The organism is Streptomyces sp. NPDC004284 (assembly GCF_042874035.1).
GTDB lineage: Bacteria > Actinomycetota > Actinomycetes > Streptomycetales > Streptomycetaceae > Streptomyces.
The window spans coordinates 160,147-176,945 of the sequence record NZ_JBIAMJ010000005.1 but is presented as its reverse complement, the minus strand read 5'-3'; the positions used below and the strand labels follow the sequence as shown (position 1 = coordinate 176,945).

At 74.2% G+C, this 16,799-nt stretch carries 14 protein-coding genes; 8 read left to right on the top strand and 6 right to left on the bottom strand.

The features are described 5' to 3' along the window. The first annotated feature begins 145 nt into the window (after positions 1–145). From pdhA to ACFYUS_RS15530, 7 genes are all read left to right on the top strand, one after another. Positions 146–1,306: a pyruvate dehydrogenase (acetyl-transferring) E1 component subunit alpha gene (gene pdhA / locus ACFYUS_RS15560; protein ID WP_388851764.1), complete on the top strand. Its 1,161-nt coding sequence runs from the start codon at positions 146–148 to the stop codon at positions 1,304–1,306. After that, the gene (locus ACFYUS_RS15555) at positions 1,306–2,352 is read left to right on the top strand and encodes an alpha-ketoacid dehydrogenase subunit beta (protein WP_388851061.1); all 1,047 of its coding nucleotides are present in this window, start codon (positions 1,306–1,308) and stop codon (positions 2,350–2,352) included. Before pdhA ends, ACFYUS_RS15555 begins: the two co-directional genes overlap by 1 nt. After that, positions 2,352–3,746, top strand: coding sequence for a dihydrolipoamide acetyltransferase family protein (locus ACFYUS_RS15550; RefSeq protein WP_388851058.1), 1,395 nt, complete (start codon positions 2,352–2,354; stop codon positions 3,744–3,746). Before ACFYUS_RS15555 ends, ACFYUS_RS15550 begins: the two co-directional genes overlap by 1 nt. Positions 3,747–4,105: 359 nt before the next feature. Next, complete coding sequence (locus ACFYUS_RS15545) at positions 4,106–4,960, top strand: NTP transferase domain-containing protein (protein ID WP_388851055.1); 855 nt, start codon at positions 4,106–4,108, stop codon at positions 4,958–4,960. Then, entirely contained in the window at positions 4,957–6,267 is a 1,311-nt protein-coding gene (locus tag ACFYUS_RS15540) for a molybdopterin molybdotransferase MoeA (protein ID WP_388851052.1), read from the top strand. Before ACFYUS_RS15545 ends, ACFYUS_RS15540 begins: the two co-directional genes overlap by 4 nt. Positions 6,268–6,287: 20 nt before the next feature. Further along, a complete protein-coding gene (locus ACFYUS_RS15535; RefSeq protein ID WP_388851761.1) occupies positions 6,288–7,349 on the top strand; it encodes a potassium channel family protein in 1,062 nt (353 codons plus the stop codon). A gap of 57 nt (positions 7,350–7,406) precedes the next feature. Then, positions 7,407–8,393, top strand: coding sequence for an NAD(P)H-quinone oxidoreductase (locus ACFYUS_RS15530; protein WP_388851050.1), 987 nt, complete (start codon positions 7,407–7,409; stop codon positions 8,391–8,393). Positions 8,394–8,697: 304 nt separating this feature from the next. Here ACFYUS_RS15530 and ACFYUS_RS15525 read toward each other — a convergent pair whose 3' ends face one another. The 5 genes from ACFYUS_RS15525 to ACFYUS_RS15505 form a co-directional block, all read right to left on the bottom strand. Then, entirely contained in the window at positions 8,698–9,243 is a 546-nt protein-coding gene (locus ACFYUS_RS15525; protein WP_086826813.1) for a bacterial proteasome activator family protein, read from the bottom strand. A gap of 97 nt (positions 9,244–9,340) precedes the next feature. Then, complete coding sequence (locus ACFYUS_RS15520) at positions 9,341–12,205, bottom strand: FtsX-like permease family protein (RefSeq protein WP_388851048.1); 2,865 nt, start codon at positions 12,203–12,205, stop codon at positions 9,341–9,343. Next, a complete protein-coding gene (locus ACFYUS_RS15515) occupies positions 12,202–12,942 on the bottom strand; it encodes an ABC transporter ATP-binding protein (protein WP_388851046.1) in 741 nt (246 codons plus the stop codon). The genes ACFYUS_RS15520 and ACFYUS_RS15515 overlap by 4 nt, the downstream gene beginning before the upstream one ends. 102 nt (positions 12,943–13,044) lie before the next feature. After that, on the bottom strand, positions 13,045–13,707 hold the full coding sequence (locus ACFYUS_RS15510) for a PadR family transcriptional regulator (RefSeq protein ID WP_388851044.1): 663 nt from the start codon (positions 13,705–13,707) through the stop codon (positions 13,045–13,047). Between the two features lie 96 nt (positions 13,708–13,803). After that, positions 13,804–13,974 carry a hypothetical protein gene (locus ACFYUS_RS15505; protein WP_388851041.1) on the bottom strand — a complete coding sequence of 57 codons (171 nt, stop codon included), beginning with the start codon at positions 13,972–13,974 and terminating at the stop codon, positions 13,804–13,806. Between the two features lie 118 nt (positions 13,975–14,092). Between ACFYUS_RS15505 and ACFYUS_RS15500 the strand changes: the two genes are divergently transcribed. After that, on the top strand, positions 14,093–14,785 hold the full coding sequence (locus tag ACFYUS_RS15500; protein WP_388851038.1) for a hypothetical protein: 693 nt from the start codon (positions 14,093–14,095) through the stop codon (positions 14,783–14,785). Positions 14,786–14,888: 103 nt separating this feature from the next. Here ACFYUS_RS15500 and ACFYUS_RS15495 read toward each other — a convergent pair whose 3' ends face one another. Next, on the bottom strand, positions 14,889–16,556 hold the full coding sequence (locus ACFYUS_RS15495) for a protein kinase (protein WP_388851035.1): 1,668 nt from the start codon (positions 16,554–16,556) through the stop codon (positions 14,889–14,891). Between the last annotated feature and the right edge of the window lie 243 nt (positions 16,557–16,799).

The following is a 16,799-nucleotide window of genomic DNA, read 5'->3' as shown; positions in this document are numbered from 1 at the left end:
CCTTATCCCAGGCTGTGGAGAACCGTTTGTCCACAGGCTGGAGGTGCCTGTAGCCAAAATGCCTCCACGACCGAACAATCGGTAGGTGAGGCGCGCCACACTCGCGCCACCCGCCTTCGGGTCTTATGCCCGCTCCCACGAGGAGGTGGACTCGTTGCAACAGCGCAGTTCGACAGTCCAAGAGCCACCCGGTTCCGTTCCCGCCCACCGGCCCACTCCGCCGCCGGCATGGCAGCCGCGTACCGATCCCGCCCCGCTGCTGCCCGACGCCGAGCCGCTGCGCGTGCTCGGGACGGACGCCGTGGCCGACGCCGACCCCGCGCTGCTGCTGCGGCTCTACGCGGAGCTGGTCCGCGGCCGCCGGTACAACACGCAGGCCACCGCCCTGACCAAGCAGGGCCGGCTCGCCGTGTACCCGTCCACCACCGGGCAGGAGGCGTGCGAGGTCGCCGCCGCCCTCGTCCTGGAGGAGCGGGACTGGCTCTTCCCCTCGTACCGCGACACCCTCGCGGCCGTCGCCCGGGGCCTCGACCCCGTCCAGGCCCTGACCCTGCTGCGCGGCGACTGGCACACCGGGTACGACCCGCACGAGCACCGCATCGCGCCGCTCTGCACGCCGCTCGCCACCCAGCTCCCGCACGCCGTGGGTCTCGCCCACGCCGCCCGACTCAAGGGCGACGACATCGTGGCCCTCGCCATGGTCGGCGACGGCGGCACCAGCGAGGGCGACTTCCACGAGGCGCTGAACTTCGCCGCCGTCTGGCAGGCCCCCGTGGTCTTCTTCGTCCAGAACAACGGCTTCGCGATCTCCGTGCCGCTCGCCAAGCAGACCGCGGCCCCCTCCCTCGCCCACAAGGCCGTCGGATACGGGATGCCGGGCCGGCTCGTCGACGGGAACGACGCGGTCGCCGTCCACCAGGTGCTCACCGAGGCCGTGGTCCGCGCCCGGCTCGGCGGCGGACCCACCCTCGTCGAGGCCGTCACCTACCGGATCGACGCCCACACCAACGCCGACGACGCCACCCGCTACCGCGAGGCGAGCGAGGTCGAGGCCTGGCGGGCGCACGACCCGATCCTCCTGCTGGAAAGAGAACTGACGGAGCGTGGCCTGCTCGACGAGGACGGCAGGCGCGCGGCGGCGGAGGCCGCCGAGACGATGGCTGCGGAGCTGCGCGAACGGATGAACGCCGACCCGGTGCTCGAACCCATGGAGCTCTTCTCCCACGTCTACGCGGAGCAGACCACGCAGCTGCGTGAGCAGGCGGCGCAGCTGCGCGCCGAGCTCGAAGCCGAGGGTGAGGCGTGATGACGACCGCGACGAGCGGCCCCGCGGCGGCCAAGGCCGCAGGGAAGGCGGGGAAGGCGAAGCCCGCCACGATGGCGCAGGCGCTCCAGCGCGCCATGCGCGACGCGATGGCCGAGGACCCGACCGTCCATGTGATGGGTGAGGACGTCGGCACCCTCGGCGGCGTCTTCCGGGTCACCGACGGGCTCGCCGAGGAGTTCGGCGAGGAACGCTGCACGGACACCCCGCTGGCCGAGGCGGGCATCCTCGGCGCGGCGGTCGGCATGGCCATGTACGGGCTGCGGCCGGTCGTCGAGATGCAGTTCGACGCCTTCGCCTACCCGGCGTTCGAGCAGCTGCTCTCGCACGTGGCGAAGATGCGCAACCGCACCCGCGGCGCGATGTCGATGCCGATCGTCATCCGCGTCCCGTACGGCGGCGGGATCGGCGGCGTCGAGCACCACAGCGACTCCTCCGAGGCCTACTACACGGCCACCCCGGGGCTGCACGTCGTCACCCCGGCCACCGTCGAGGACGCCTACGGGCTGCTGCGCGCGGCCATCGCCTCCGACGACCCGGTCGTCTTCCTGGAGCCCAAGCGGCTCTACTGGTCCAAGTCCGACTGGTCCCCCGAGGCGCCCGCGCCCGTCGAGCCCATCGGCAAGGCCGTCGTGCGGCGACAGGGCACCGGGGCCACCCTGATCACCTACGGTCCCTCGCTGCCGGTCTGTCTGGAGGCGGCGGAGGCCGCGCAGGCCGAGGGCTGGGACTTGGAGGTCATCGACCTTCGCTCGCTCGTGCCGTTCGACGACGAGACCGTCTGCGCCTCGGTGCGGCGCACCGGCCGCGCGGTCGTCGTCCACGAGTCGACCGGCTTCGGCGGCCCCGGCGCGGAGATCGCCGCGCGCGTGACCGAGCGCTGCTTCCACCACCTGGAGGCGCCGGTGCTGCGGGTCGCGGGCTTCGACATCCCGTACCCGCCGCCGATGCTGGAGCGGCACCATCTGCCGGGCGTGGACCGGGTCCTGGACGCGGTGGCGCGACTGCAGTGGGAGGCGGGAAGTTGATGGCACACGTGCTCGAGTTCAAGCTGCCCGACCTCGGTGAGGGCCTCACCGAGGCCGAGATCGTGCGCTGGCTGGTCGCCGTCGGCGACGTCGTCGCCATCGACCAGCCGGTCGTCGAGGTCGAGACGGCCAAGGCCATGGTCGAGGTGCCCTGCCCGTACGGCGGCGTCGTCACCGCCCGGTACGGCGAGGAGGGCACCGAACTGCCCGTCGGCGCACCGCTCCTGACGGTCGCCGTGGGCGGTACGGGCGCGCCGGAGGAGCTCGCGGAGGCCGCCCCGGAGGCGGCCCGCACGGCGGCCGACTCCGCCGTCTCCTCCGAGTACTCGGGCAATGTGCTCGTCGGCTACGGCACGGCCGGGCCGGCCGCCCGCCGCCGTCGCGTACGGCCCGCGAACCCGGCGGTCGCGCAGGCCCCGGCCCCGGTCGCCGCGCCCGCTCCGGTCGTGGCTTCGGCCCCCGCGGCTCCGGCTCCGGCTGTGGCTGCGGCGCCCGGCGGGCACGGGGGTCCCGTGCCGGTCATCTCGCCGCTCGTGCGGAAGCTGGCCCGTGACCGGGGCCTCGACCTGCGGGAGGTGCGCGGATCCGGGCCCGAGGGGCTGATCCTGCGGGCCGACGTGGAGCAGGCCCTCGCCGCCCGGGAGCGGCAGGCCGCCGCTCCGGCGCCCGCACCCGCCGTGGCGGCCGCGGCCCTCGCGGCACCGGCCGGTGAGCGGGTTCCGCTGCGCGGGGTCCGGGGTGCGGTGGCGGACAAGCTGTCCCGCAGTCGTACGGAGATCCCCGACGCGACGTGCTGGGTCGACGCCGACGCGACCGAGCTGATGGCGGCCCGTGCCGCGATGAACGCGGCCGGCGGGCCGAAGATCTCGCTGCTCGCGCTCCTCGCGCGCATCTGCGTCCACGCCCTGGCCCGGTTCCCCGAGCTCAACTCCACGGTGGACACCGCCGCCCGGGAGATCGTCCGGCTGCCGTCCGTGCACCTGGGCTTCGCCGCCCAGACCCCGCGCGGGCTGGTCGTCCCGGTGGTCAAGGACGCGGGCACCCGGACGGCCGAGTCGCTGACGGACGAGTTCGCCCGGCTGACGGAGGCGGCCCGGCAGGGCGCGATCACCCCGGCCGATCTGACCGGAGGGACGTTCACCCTCAACAACTACGGGGTGTTCGGGGTCGACGGCTCCACGCCGATCATCAACCACCCCGAGGCCGCCATGCTCGGTGTCGGCCGGATCATCCCCAAGCCCTGGGTGCACCAGGGTGAACTGGCGGTCCGTCAGGTGGTGCAGCTCTCGCTCACCTTCGACCACCGCGTCTGCGACGGCGGCACGGCGGGCGGCTTCCTGCGGTACGTGGCGGACTGCGTCGAGCAGCCTGCCGTCCTGCTCCGCACGGTCTGAGGCGGGCGGCCGCACGGGACGGCCGCACCGGGCGGCCGCACAGGACAGCCGCACCGGGCGACCTCAGCAGGCGACCGCACCGGCCGGCCCTCCGGTGCGGTCGCCCGTCGCGGCCACCTGCTGTGGTCGCCTGCTGAGGTCGTCCGTTGCGGTCGCCTGCTGAGGTCGTCCGTTGCGGTCGCCTGCTGCGGTCGTTCGTTGTGGCCACCTGCTGCGGTTAGTCCGGGGGTCGCTCTCCGGTGTGGCCGCTCTCCGGTGCGGCCATTCAAGGGCGCGGCCGTCCCCCGCGTCCCTCCGGTCCGTCTCAGCAAGGGAGACGGGCCCGTCGGCGGCGGCCCCCGGCGGCCCATACTGCTGGGGTGACCACCGCATACGACGCCGTCGTGCTCGCCGGGGGTGCCGCCCGGCGCCTCGGCGGTTCCGACAAGCCAGGGGTACGGATCGGGGGCCGGACCCTGCTCGACCGGGTGCTCGCGGCCTGTCCCGACGCCGGCCGGACCGTGGTCGTCGCCGACCCCCGCCCGACCGCCCGCCCCGTCCACTGGACCAGGGAGGACCCGCCCGGCGGCGGCCCGCTCGCCGCCCTCGGCGCCGGCGCCCGGGAGACCGGTGCCGACGTCCTCCTCGTCCTCTCCGCCGACCTTCCCTTCCTCGACGCGGCCACCGTCCGCCGCCTCCTCGACGCGCTCGACGCGGCCCCCGAGGCCGAGGCCGCGCTCCTCACCGACGCCGAGGGACGGGACCAGCCGCTCGTCGCCGCGTACCGCCGCGCCCCGCTCCTGCGGGAACTGGCGCGCGCCACGGACCGGCGCGGCACCCTCGCCGGCGGTCCGCTGCGTCTCCTCACGGCGGAACTCCGCCTCACCCGGGTCACCGCGGCCCCCCTCGCCTCCTTCGACTGCGACACCTGGGAGGACATCGCCACGGCCCGCGCCCGCATCAGGGAGCATGGGAACGTGCTGGATGAATGGATCACCGCAGTCAAGAACGAACTGGGCATCGACCTGGACGTCGACACCGGCCTCCTGCTCGACCTCGCCCGTGACGCCGCCCACGGCGTCGCCCGCCCCGCCGCGCCCCTGACCACCTTCCTGGTCGGCTACGCGGCGGCCCGCGCGGGCAGCGAGGGCGGACCGGAGGCCGTCGCCGAGGCCGCCCGCAAGGCCGCGGCGCTCGCCCAGCGCTGGGCCGCCGAGCAGGACGAGGCCGGATGACCCTGAAGGAGCCCGCCCCCGTGGCCCCGAGAACCGCCGTCGGCGCGCACGCCGAGCCGCCGCACCGGGCCACCGCCTGGCCCGAGGCCCGGGCCGCCGCCGCCCGCGCCGGGACCACCGCGCGGGCCGGCCGCGAGCCGCGGCGCCTCCCGCTCGGGCAGGCGCTCGGCCGAACCCTGGCCGAGCCGCTCCTCGCCCTCACCGACCTGCCCTCCTTCGACACCTCCGCCATGGACGGCTGGGCCGTCGCCGGACCGGGCCCGGGACCCTGGACCGTCCGCGCGGAGACCCCCGTCCTCGCAGGTCACGCCCCGGCCGCCGCGCTGAACGACGGCGAGGCCGTACGGATCGCCACCGGCGCCCCCGTCCCGCCCGGGACCACCGCCGTCATCCGCAGCGAGCACTCCCGCGCCGAGCCGGCCGGGACCGCCCCTGCGGGCCTTCTGCTGCACGCCCTGCGCGAGGTGGCCCCCGGACAGGACATCCGGCCCCGGGGCCAGGAATGCCGCTCCGGCGACGCACTGCTGCCCGCCGGCACCGCCGTGACCCCCGCCGTACTGGGCCTGGCCGCGGCCGCCGGTTACGACGAGCTCCCCGTACCGCCGCGCCCCCGGGTGGAGGTCCTCGTCCTCGGCGACGAGCTGCTCACGGCCGGACTCCCCCACGAGGGGCTCATCCGTGACGCCCTCGGCCCGATGCTCGGCCCCTGGCTGGCGGCGCTCGGCGCCGAGGTGCTCGCCACCCGGCGGATCGGCGACGACGCCGAGGAGCTGTACGCGGCCGTCACCGGCTCCGCCGCCGACCTGGTCGTCACCACCGGAGGCACCGCCGCCGGGCCCGTCGACCACCTCCACCGCGTGCTCGACAAGGCGGGCGCCACGCTCCTGGTCGACGGGGTGAAGGTCCGCCCCGGCCACCCGATGCTCCTCGCGGCCCTGGACGGCCGCCGTCACCTCGTCGGCCTGCCCGGCAACCCGCTCGCCGCCGTCTCCGGGCTCCTCACGCTCGCCGAGCCGCTCCTCGCGGCCCTGACCGGCACCTCCCCCTCCCGGGGCCGCGCCCCCGTCCAGGAGGACGTGCACGGGCATCCGTACGACACCCGGCTCGTCCCGGTCGTCCGCCGGGGCGGCCGGCTCGCTCCGCTGCGCTACAACGGGCCCGCCATGCTGCGGGGCATCGCCGTCGCGGACGGCATGGCCGTCGTCCCGCCCGGCGGCGCCCGGTCCGGTCAGGAGCTGGACGTCCTCGACCTTCCCTGGCCGCCGACGTCGGGCGCCGTACCGGCCCAAGGAGCGTGTTTCACGTGAAACTTCCCAGCCGCGACGTGATGGCCCGCAACGCGGACGAGCGGGTCTCCGGCCCCCAGGTCCGGCTGCCCCGCCGGATCGTCGAGCGGCCGCTGCGCCAGGTCGGCAAGCGGCTGCTCATGGCGCTCGGGGTGCTGCTCGTGACGGTCCTCATCGTCTACGCCGACCGCGGTGGCTACCACGACAACGCCGACGAGACGCTCGACTTCCTCGACTCCGTCTACTACGCGACCGTGACGCTCTCCACCACCGGATACGGCGACATCGTCCCGTACAGCGACACGGCGCGGCTCGCCAACATCTTCCTCGTCACGCCCCTGCGCGTGCTGTTCCTGATCATCCTGGTCGGCACCACTCTTGAGGTCCTCACCGAGCGGACCCGGGAGGAGTTCCGGATGAACCGCTGGAGGTCCACCTTGCGCGACCACACCGTCATCGTCGGTTTCGGGACGAAGGGGCGGTCCGCGATCCAGACGCTCTGCGCGACCGGGCTCCGCAAAGACAAGATCGTCATCGTCGACCCCTCCACCAAGGTGATCGAGACGGCGAACGCGGACGGATTCGTCGGCGTCGTCGGCGATGCCACCCGCAGCGACGTGCTGCTCCGCGCGGAGGTGCAGCGGGCCCGGCAGATCGTCATCGCCACCCAGCGCGACGACACGGCGGTCCTCGTCACCCTGACGGCGCGCCAGCTCAACAAGGGCGCGAAGATCGTCGCCGCGGTCCGCGAGGAGGAGAACGCGCCGCTGCTGCGCCAGTCCGGCGCGGACGCGGTCATCACCAGCGCCAGCGCCGCCGGGCGCCTGCTCGGCCTGTCCGTGCTCAGCCCCAGCGCCGGCACGGTGATGGAGGACCTCATCCAGCAGGGCTCGGGCCTCGACCTCGTGGAACGGCCGGTGACCAAGAGCGAGGTCGGCAAGAACGTCCGCGAGACCGGCGACCTGGTGGTGAGCGTGCTGCGCGGCCACCGGCTGCTCGGTTACGACGATCCCGCGGCCAGCCCGCTCCAGCTCACCGACCGGGTGATCACCATCGTGCGCGCCGCGCCGGTGACCCCGCTCTCCACACCGCCCGAGGACTGACCCCGCGCGACCGCGTCCGCCCGGGGACCGGGCCGCCGGACGAGTAGCCTCGCCGCCATGTATGCGATCACGATTCCGGAACCCGGTGGTCCCGAGGCGCTCGTCTGGGCCGAGGTGCCCGATCCCGTACCCGGCGAGGGCGAGGTCCTCGTCGAGGTGGTGGCGAGCGCGGTCAACCGCGCCGATCTGCTCCAGCGCCAGGGCTTCTACGACCCGCCGCCGGGAAGCTCCCCGTACCCCGGCCTGGAGTGCTCGGGCCGGATCGCCGCCCTCGGCCCCGGGGTGTCGGGCTGGGCCGTCGGCGACGAGGTGTGCGCGCTGCTCGCCGGCGGCGGCTACGCGGAGAAGGTCGTGGTCCCGGCCGGCCAGCTGCTGCCGGTCCCGGAGGGCGTCGACCTGGCCACGGCCGCCGCGCTCCCCGAGGTGGCGTGCACCGTCTGGTCCAACATCTTCATGATCGCGCACCTGCGGCCCGGTGAGACGCTGCTCGTGCACGGCGGGGCGAGCGGGATCGGCACGATGGCGATCCAGCTGGCGAAGGCGGTCGGCGCGAAGGTCGCGGTCACCGCCGGTGGCCCCGAGAAGCTGGCGCGCTGCGCCGAGCTGGGCGCGGACATCCTCATCGACTACCGCGAGCAGGACTTCGTCGAGGAGCTGGCGAAGGCGACGGACGGGGCGGGCGCGGACGTCATCCTGGACATCGTGGGCGCCAAGTACCTGGAGCGGAACGTGAAGGCGCTCGCCGTGAACGGCCGGCTGGTCGTCATCGGCCTCCAGGGCGGGGTGAAGGGCGAGCTGAACCTCGGGGCGCTGCTCGCCAAGCGCGCCGCCGTCATGGCGACCACGCTGCGGGCCCGTCCCGCACAGGAGAAGGCTGCGATCGTCGCGGCCGTACGGGAGCACGTCTGGCCGCTGATCGGCGCGGGCACGGTCCGGCCGGTCGTCGACCGCACCCTCTCCCTGGCGGAGGCCGCCGAGGGACACCGTGCCCTGGAAGACGGCCGCCACGTCGGCAAGGTGCTGCTCCTCGCCCCGGGCGCCTGACGGCCGCCAAGCGGCCGGCGGCACGCGCACCCGGCACCGACGCGTGACGCCAACCGCACCGGCGCCTGGCGCCCGGCATCCGGCACCCGGCGCCACCGGCATCCGGCACCACCGCGCCGGCGCGTGACCCCGCCGTGGCCGGCACCACCGCACCGGCGTCCGGCACCGCCTGCACCGGCGCGTGACCCCGCCGTGGTCGACAGCGTCGGCGCGTGGCCGACAGCACCGCCGCGCGGTGCCCGTAGTGCGGGGAAGGGCCCGGCACACCTGGTGTGCCGGGCCCTTGCCGTACGACCTGGGGGATCTACAGGTACGGTCCCGAGCGGACCGCGTGGCCGTGGCCGTGGTCGTCGTCATCGTCGTGCGAGGCGCCCGGGGGGAGGGCGCGGCGCATCTGCTCCAGCTGGGCGCGGGCTGCCATCTGCTGGGCGAACAGGGCCGTCTGGATGCCGTGGAACAGGCCTTCGAGCCAGCCCACGAGCTGCGCCTGAGCGATGCGCAGCTCCGCCTCGGAGGGGATCGCCTCGTCCGTGAACGGCAGGGAGAGCCGCTCCAGTTCCTCGACCAGTTCGGGCGCGAGCCCGTCCTCCAGTTCCTTCACGGAGCTGGCGTGGATGTCCTTGAGCCTGACGCGGCTCGCCTCGTCCAGAGGGGCCGCCCGTACTTCCTCCAGAAGCTGCTTGATCATGCTGCCGATCCGCATGACCTTCGCAGGCTGCTCGACCATTTCCGTCACCGGGACCTCGCGGGGTTCGTCGTCGCCCTGAGCGCCGCCGAGGGCCATCCCGTCCTGTCCCACGATGAGGACCTGGGGGCTCTCCTGCGACCTGTCATTCCTCGGCATCTCCATGCCGCCATTCTCTCGTACACACGCGTCATCACAGGGTGTGCCCCTGTACGGAGGTGATCCACCCTCGTACAGGGGCACAGGACGGGAACGAAGACCGTCAGGTCGCCGCGCGCCGGGCCAGTGCGCCGCGCGAGCGGGTCACCAGGGCGGCGAGGAGCGCGGCGCCGAGCGGGACGGCGACGAGCAGTCCGGCCAGCGTCTCCCAGGGGATGACGATCGGCACGTCGGGCGGGGTGGTGTCGGCGCTCCAGCCCTCGGCGATGTTCTGCTCGTACCAGCGGAGCTGGTCGCGCTCCTCGGTGAGCCGGAGTCCGACGGCGGGCAGCAGCCCGGCGGCCGAGCCGAGGACCACGCCCATCGTGGCGACGACTCCGCACTGGAATCCGCTGAGGGTGCGGCGGACCCGGGGCGGGGCGCCGACGGCGGCGAGCGTCTTCAGGTCGGCCTCGGCGTCGGCCTGGGCGAGCCCGGTGGCGATGCCGGCGGCGCCGATGGTGACCAGGCCCGCGAAGATGGCGAGCGAGAGCAGGATGATGCCGTTCTCGTTGACGAAGCCTTCTTCCAGGTGCAGTTCGACGTTGCTGCCGAGCTTGGCGAGGTCGCTGTCGAGCTTCTGTCGCTGCTCGCCGTCCGGGAGCCGGTCCGTGCTGGCGTACACGCCCATCGGCACCGTGGAGAGACCGGCGGCCTTGGCGGTGGCCGGGGTCATGAGGACCTGGACGCCGTACGACTTCTTGTCGCCGGGCACCTGGTAGGCGGGCAGGGAGCTGATCCTGCCGGGGGCGGGGCGGCCCTGCTCGGCGGCCTTGTCGGCGGCGGGGATGTCGGTGATCTGCTTGATCCCGACGGTGCCGTTCCTGTCGACCAGGGCGCGGTTGAAGGCGACGATCTTCCCGTCGGCGAGGGCCTTCACGGTCGCGGGGTCGTCGATGCCGAGGATCTGGAGCAGCTTGGCGTCACCGATGACCAGGCCGCCGTCGGAGATCCACATGCCGCTGCTCGGGGACTCCTTGCACCGCCAGTCGTCGGTGAGCATCTTCCGCCGCTGCTCGGGCGTGTACTGCTCGGCGGGGTTGCCGCCGCCCGGGGCCGTCGCGTTGAGCGGGCACTCGTTCGCCGGGGGCACGACGACCTCGTAGCGGCCGCAGCCGGCGCCCTCTCCCCAGGGCGCGCAGCCGGGCTTGCCGACCGATACGCGATCGACGTCGGCGCGGACGTCCACGGGGAAGTTGCGCTGGAGGGCCTCGCGGACGGCGGGGACGTCCCGGCCTCCCTCCTCCTGGACGAAGGCGGCGGCGACGCCGTACGGCAGGGTGGCCTCGTACGCGGCCCTGTTCTGGGCCTCGCGGCTGGCCATGTACGTGGAGACGGCGACCGTGCCCGCGACGGCGGCGAGGACGGCGGCGACGGCGGGTGCCGTACGGCCCCGGTTGCGGACGGCGTCCCGCAGCGCCAGGCGCGGGGAGAGCGGCAGCCAGCGGCCGGTGCGCCCGAACAGGCCCACCAGGGCCGGGGTCATGGCGACGACGCCCAGCTCGGCGAGGGCGGAGCCGGCGGCCACGAGGGTGACCTGCTCGGACACCATCGAGCCGAAGAGGGCGACCGCGCCGCCGAGGAGGAGGGCCGCCAGGCCGATCAGGGGCAGCACCCGGCTGCTGCGGCGGATCCCGCGCCGGCCGGTGAGCGAGGCGAGGACGGTCTGCCGGGAGGCGGTGAAGGCCGGGACGATCGCGGCGAGCAGGCCGGTCAGGACCGCGAGCAGCGCGATGCCGAGGAGTTCGAGGGGCCGGATGTCGAAGGCCCCGAACCGCTGGCCCATGGCCTCCTCGAGGACCGGCTGGAGCGCCAGGGTGAGGAGCAGCGCGAGGACGATGCCGGTGACGGCGGCCGCGACGCCGATGACGAGGCCGCCGCTCAGCACGATGGCCCGGATGTGGCTGCGGGCACCGCCGTTGGCCCCGACCAGACCGAGCTGGCGGCGCGAGCGGCGGGCGCCGACCGCGAACGCGGGTCCGGCGAGGAGGCAGATCTCCAGGATCGCCAGGCCGACGACGGTGGCCAGGGAGGCGAGCGCGGCGGCGTCGGCCCCAGGGCTGGACTCGTAGCCGCCGAAGCCGTCCTTCTGGAAGAGCGGGACCTCGGACTTGGCCGGCGGGTCGAGGAGCACCGCGCGCGAGACGACGGTGACGCCCTTGGTGTTGATCTCCTTGACGGTGTTCCACGTGAAACCACCGGGGTGGCGCACCAGGTACGAGACGGAGACCTGGGGGGTCGGCAGTCCGGCCTTCTCGACCGCCTTGCCGTACGGGGCGAGGAAGGCCCCCGGCAGCGCGTTGACCTGGTCGGTGTTGAGCGAGTCGGGAAGTTCGTAGGAGCCGACGATCCGATACGGGCGGTCGAAGTTGCGGGCGGAAAGGGTCGAGCCGACCGACAGACCGCTGCTCTCCAGGAAGTGCGAGGTCGCCATGACCTCGTCGTCCTTCTCCGGGTAGCGCCCCTCCAGGAGCGGCATGATGCCGCGGGCGATCGGATCGGAGGCCTTGAGCTCACGCACCTCGGTCAGGAGCAGACCGTGGGTCGTCGTCAGCTTGGCCGAAGCCTCGCTGTCCGTGAGGACGGTGGAGCCCGCGGGGATCACCCCGGTGACATCGGTGGAGCCGCTCGGCCACGGCTCGTCCTCGTAGTCCTTGGCCGGCGTGCTCATCTCGCCGGGCGGGTCCTGGAAGACCGGGACGCCGCCGACACCGGGGTCCGTGAAGCGGGCGTCGGCCGCGCCGATCGTCCGGTCCACCCGCTCGGCGGGGGAGAGTTCGGAGCTGCGGTAGGTCAGGTCGAGGGCGCTGACGCCCAGGATGGGCAGCGCGATCATCGCGAGGACGAGGGCGCTGCGGCCCTTGGAACGCCAGGCGTCACGGCGGGCTATGCGGATCGCGGCCCGCCAGGAGTGGAACCAGGTCTTCACGCCTCGGCCACCCGGCCCGACAGGAGCGAGTCGGCCTCGCTGCGTACGGTCTGGTCGACGATGGCGCCGTCCCGCAGGAACACGACCCGGTCGGCCCAGGCCGCGAAGCGCGGCTCGTGGGTGACGAGGACGCCGGCGGCGCCCGCGTCGCAGCGGGAGCGGAGCAGGGCGAGCACGGACTCGCCGGTCTCGGAGTCGAGGGCGCCGGTCGGCTCGTCGGCGAGGACGAGGCGGCGGTCGCCGACGAGGGCGCGGGCGACGGCCACCCGCTGCTGCTGGCCGCCGGACATCTCGTCGGGGAAGCGGTCGGCGAGGTGGCCGAGCCCCATCTCCTCCAGCGAGGCGAGGGCCTCGACGCGCGCCTTGCGGGCGGAGGTCCCGTCCAGCTCGCGGGGCAGGGCGACGTTCTCGGCGGCGGTCAGGGCCGGGATGAGGTTGTAGTCCTGGAAGACGTATCCGATGCTGCGGCGGCGCAGGGCCGCGAGCTGCTTGACGTTCGCGGTGGTGATGTCGGTGCCCTCGACGATCACCCGGCCCGAGCTGGGGGTGTCCAGGCCGCCCGCGATGGTGAGCAGCGTGGACTTGCCGGAGCCCGACGGGCCCATGACGGCGACGAGTTCGCCGGGGTACACGGCGAGGTCGATGCCGCGCAGGGCGTGCACCTCGGTGGCGCCCGCGCCGTGGACGCGGGCCAGGTTCTGGAGTTGCAGCACGGGCTGCTGTGTCGGTGTCGACAAGGAGGGGTCCCCCCGTTGGCCGTACGCGGCGGTCGTGCCGGGTACGGGAGTGTGCGGTGGAAGGTGGTGCGTGAGAGGTACGGGCGGGGCGCGGGCGTGCGGTCAGCGCGCCCCGGGCGTACCGGTGGCCGAGGTGCCCTGCGGGGCCGGAACCCCGGGGCCGGCGGGGCCAGCGGGGGCGGTCGAAGTTCCCGTCCCGGTCGTCGTCCCCGTCCCGGTCGTCGCCGACAGGCGGATCAGGCGGGACTCGCAGTGGTCCAGCCAGCGGGCCTCCGCCTCGGTCTGGAAGATCAGCTGCTCCAGGACGAGCAGCCAGGCCACGTCGTCCCGCTCCCGGGCCTCGCCGCTCTCGACGGCGAGCAGGGCCTGCGCCTTGAGCCGGGTGTAGTCCTGCATCGCCTTCACGGTGTGCCGGCGCTGGGACTGGATGACGGCGCGGATGTCGACGCCGGGGGCGCCCACGGCCATGGCGAGCTTGATGGCCAGCTCGTCGCGGGCGGGGCTGGTGCGGTCCACCGGCTTCTCGAACCAGGTCCTGAGCTCGGCGCGGCCGCTGTCGGTGATCGCGTAGAGGGTGTGCCCGGCCGCGTCCTCGCCGCCCTGGGCGACCATGCCGTCGCGTTCGAGCCGGTTCAGGGTCGTGTAGACCTGGCCGACGTTGAGCGGCCAGGTGGAGCCGGTGCGGGACTCGAACTCCGTACGGAGCTGGGAGCCGTAGCGAGGGCCGCGTTCGAGGAGGGCGAGCAGCCCGTGGCGGATCGACATACTCAGTATGTATACCGGGTATGTTTCGGCGGACAACCGTCCTGAGAGGGAAGCGTCAGGTCCGACTCAAGGGGGACCCGGCCGCTCCGGGCGGGCTCAGCGGCGGCGCATCCGGAGCCCGAGGAAACCGATGCCGAGTCCCATCAGGGACAGCCCCACGCCCAGGGTGAGGACGGGAATCCGCTGGTCGACGAGGGTGGGCGCGGCCTCGGCCGACAGTCCTGGCACCGCCGCGGGCAGGCTGGCGGGCGCCGCCTCGGGCGGCACCGGGTCCTCCTCACGTACCCCTTCGCCCACCGCCTCGGCGGTCGCGCGCCCGCGCGGGGCTGTAGCAGTTCTGGTACGCGCGGGGCCGGGAGACGGCGCCGAGGCGCTCGCCGAAGCCGTGGCGGACTCGCCGCGGCCGGGGCGCGGCCGCCCCTCACCGGCCGGCCGGCCCGCGAGGGAGGCGGACCCGCTCGGAGCGGGGGCGTCGGAGGGCTCGGCGCTCGGCGCGGCCGTGGCGGACGGCGCCCCGGTGCCGGTGGGCGCGGGCGCGGGGGTGACGGGCGCCCGGGTGCCCCCCGGAGGCGGGGACGCGGACGCGGACGCAGAGGCAGGGGCAGAGGCGGCAGGGGAGTCCGGCGGCACGGTCGACGAGGGCGCGACGGAGGTCGGACTCGCCGCGGGCGTCGGGGCCGCACCGGTCCCCGAGGTGCCGGGGGGCCCGGCCGCGCGCCCGAGGGGGGCGTACCAGGCGGGCGCGCCCCCGGAGGTGGAGTGCCCGGCGGGTGCGTACGGGGAGGCGGCCGCGTACCCGACAGACGCGGGCCCGGAGGTGGCCACGTACCCGACAGGCGCGGACCCGGAGGCGGCCGCGTACCCGACAGACGCGTACCCGAGGACGGCGTACCCGACGGGCGCGTACCCGGAGGAAGGCGCGCTCCCGACAGCCGCGCCCACCACCGTGCCCGCGCCCCCCACGGCCGCACCCCCCACCGGCGCGCCGTACAAGGCGCAAAAGCAGGTGAACGCGCAGGTGAGCGCGGGGCGGAGGGCCCGTGCGCGTGCCCTGCGGAGTGTTGGAGTCACCGGGTGACCCCCTCCCGTACCGAGGCGCCGAGATGTTCAACTCAGCGTCACATGTCGGAACAGTTCCGGCATCCGGGACGGGGGCAGGGGGCGTACGCAGGAGCGTGCGACTACTGCGGGGGGTTGCCCGTCGAGATCTTGAGGGTGAACTCGGCGTCCGCGTCCGTGATGTCCTGGCCGGCCGGCGGGTACTGCTCCAGGACCGTGCCCTCGCCGTACGTGGACTCGTCCACCGGGGTCTGGGTCATGATCTTCCATCCGGCCGCCCGGACGCAGTCCTTCACCGACTGGATGTTCTTGTAGGTGAAGTTGGGGACCTCGAACTTCGAGGGGTCCTCGCTCGACTCCGAAGGCTGCGTGCACTTCTTGATGTCGATCGTCTTGGTGAGGTCGGGGCCCTTGTGGCCGGGCGCCGCCGACTGGCTCTGCTGCGTCTGCGTGCCGCCGGTGCCGCCCGCCTCCGGGTCGTCCTTGTTCATGTTGAACGCGACGATCAGGCCGCCGATCACGAGCGCCGCGGCGGCGATCGCGCCGACGATCACCCGGGTGCTCCGCCCGGAGCCGGAGCCCGAGCCGCCGACCCCGGTGTGGACGGGCGCGGGCGTGGGCGCGGGCGCCGGCATGGGCATGGGCGTCGGGGCGTACGGCGAGGGGGCCGGGGTCTGGTAGACGGGCGCGGGCGCCTGCTGCGGGTAGCCGTACGAGGGGCCGGGCACCGGGCCGGGCGCGGGGGTCGTCGGGCCGTACGGACCGGGCTGCGGGGTCGGCGGCAGGTACGGCTGCTGCACGGGGCCGGGGGCCGTCGGCGCGGTCTGGCCGATCGGCGGGAAGACCGCCGAGCCGACGCCCGCGCCGCTGCTGACCGGACCGCCCTGGACGATCACCGGCGCACCGGTCTGGCCGGCGGACAGGACCCGCAGGCACTCGTCGCGCATCGCCGCCGCGCTGGGGAACCGCTCGTTCGGGTTCTTCCGCAGGGCGCGGGCGACGAGGGCGTCCATCGCCGGGGTCACCGAGCGGTTGACGGAGGACGGGGCGACCGGCTCCTCCTGCACGTGCGCGTAGGCGATGGCGAGCGGGGAGTCGGCGTCGAAGGGCAGACGGCCCGTCAGCAGCTGGAAGAGCATGATGCCGACCGAGTAGAGGTCGGAGCGGGCGTCCACCGCGCGGCCGAGGGCCTGCTCGGGGGAGAGGTACTGCGGGGTGCCGACGACCATGCCGGTCTGCGTCATGGAGGTGACGCCGGACTGCATGGCCCGCGCGATGCCGAAGTCCATGACCTTGACCACACCGCGCTTGGTGGTCATCACGTTGCCCGGCTTGATGTCCCGGTGGACCAGGCCCATCTCGTGGCTGACCTCCAGGGCGGCCAGGACGTCGGCCGTGACCTTGAGCGCCTTGTCGGCCGGCATCGCGCCGTACTGCTGGACGTCGGCGGCGAGGACCGAGCCGAGCGGCTGTCCCTCCACGTACTCCATGACGATGTACGGCATGACGGCGCCGTCGAGGGTGTCCTCGCCGGTGTCGAAGACCGAGACGATGTTCGTGTGCGACAGCTTCGCGACGGCCTGCGCCTCGCGCCGGAACCGCTCGCGGAAGGACTGTTCCCGGCCGAGCTCCGTGTGCAGCGTCTTGATGGCGACCTGCCGGTCGAGGGCGCTGTCGTACGCCAGGTACACCGACGCCATGCCGCCCTCGCCGAGAAGGTCACGCAGCTGGTACCGGCCGCCCGCGACCGAACCGCCCGCATAGCGGCCCTGTGCGCCGTCCTGGCTCATCTGTGCTTCCCCCTACGCGCGCGTGGCGGCGTCGATCCGGAATTTCCTGGCGCAAGTCTGCCGTAGGGCAGTGACACGTCAAGCCGGGCACCGGTTCGGTACCCGTTCCGTGACCCTCCGCACAGGAAGCTCCCCCGAACCGTTTCCGCACGGCCGGATGAAACCCGTCGAATTTGCACAGGTGTACGTCGAGGGGGTTGGATGGCCGGTCCATCTCGGACCGTGGTGTCGCACGGAGCCTGT